Raw genomic sequence first — 1,525 nt, forward strand, 5'->3', positions numbered from 1 at the left:
CTCAAGCGCATCAATATCAACGCGCTGATCGATCCGGCCTTCCCGGTCCGCTCGGGCATTGCCAATAGCGACATCCTCAAGAGCTACCTCGGGCTGCTGTGCCTGGGCAAGAACGACTTTGACGCCATCGAGAGCTTTCGGGGTAACGCTTTTTTCATGCGCGCGCTGGGGTTGCAGGCGGTGCCGTCGAGTCCGACGCTGCGCCAGCGCCTGAACACCCAGGCCAGCGACTGGTTTGAACTGGCCGCGCAGATCAACCAGGCGCTGCTGGGCAGCCGTATTGAAGGGCGGCCCATTGATTTTGGCGCGCTGGGCTGCGGCTACACGCCAGTGGATCTGGACACCTTCGCGATGGACAACAGCGACACGCAAAAGGAACTGGTCGGGCGTACCTACGCGGGGGTTGATGGTTACTGTCCGCTGGCGGTGTACCTGGGCCGCCTGGGTTACTGTCTAGAGTTGGCGCTGCGCCCCGGCGTGCAGCATTCGGCCCGGGAGAGCGAGTACAACCTCGAACGCGCGCTGCCCCTGGCGGCAAGCCTGGTCAAGGGGCCTTTGCTGGTGCGTGCCGATTCGGGCTTTTGCTCTTTGAAGCTGATGCAGGAAATCTCGGCCCAGGGCGCGGCTCTTGGACGCGAGATAGCTCCTCAATCATCAAGTGGAACCCGCGCAAGACCCCAGTTGAGACGGTGGCAGTGGGAAAGGCGGGCGATCCGAACAATGCCTGGCAGACGCTGCGCCCGGGCAAACGCGAGTGCGTCTGGCAGGATAGGCTCGATCTGGTCGATGTCGGCAACCCAGCGAATCCGGCCCGGCGCGTTTACCGCCTGACCGAGCGCACGATCGACAAGTACGGCAATGCTTTGTTGCTGCCCGAATATGTGCTCGACGGCTGGACGACGACGCTGCCCGAGCGCTTTGAGGCGAAAGACATCATTGCGCTGTACGCCGACCACGCCACGCACGAGCAGTTTCACGCCGAGTTCAAGTCCGATATGGACCTGGAGCGCCTGCCCAGTGGCAAGTTTGACACCAATTATCTGGTCTGTCGGCTCGCTGCGGTCGCCATGAACCTGCTGCGCCTGATTGGACAAAACACCCTGAACGAGCCCGATGCGCCCGTGCGCCACCCGGCCCAGCGCCGGCGTATCAAGACGGTGTTGCACGAGATGATGTTCAAAGCCGCCCGCATGATCCGCCATGCTGGGCGTTGGGTGCTCGGCCTGGGCGCGAACGACAGTGGCTTTGCGGTGTTTGACCGGCATTACGGGCAACTCGCAACCGCGTAGCAGCGCAAATCCTCGCGCTGCCCCATGCTCCATTTACCTGGCCTGCGCGCAGCGCGGCATGTTCAGCCCTGGGCTGGAAAATCTTCATGCTGCTCAAAACCTGGGAAAACCGCCTTGCCCGCCCTCATGGCGTCGCCATAAACCGCTTCAGTACGCGACAGCACGGCATATTCCACCGGGATTTGTCCACTCCAGTTTGAAAATCAGGCCGCGTTTTTTGAACTCACGGATTCAGG

General features: G+C 61.9%; 2 protein-coding genes. Both read left to right on the forward strand.

Annotation, left to right across the window (positions count from 1 at the left end; all coding sequences use genetic code 11):
- Positions 1–831: transposase (locus EC86_RS25750; RefSeq protein ID WP_198026727.1), on the forward strand; the 831-nt coding region annotated here is incomplete at its 5' end.
- A 32-nt stretch (positions 832–863) separates the two neighbouring features.
- The gene (locus EC86_RS29385) at positions 864–1,289 is read left to right on the forward strand and encodes a transposase (RefSeq protein WP_198026728.1); all 426 of its coding nucleotides are present in this window, start codon (positions 864–866) and stop codon (positions 1,287–1,289) included.
- The last annotated feature ends 236 nt before the right edge of the window (positions 1,290–1,525 follow it).

Source organism: Polaromonas glacialis, from assembly GCF_000709345.1.
GTDB classification, from domain to species: Bacteria; Pseudomonadota; Gammaproteobacteria; order Burkholderiales; family Burkholderiaceae_C; genus Polaromonas; species Polaromonas glacialis.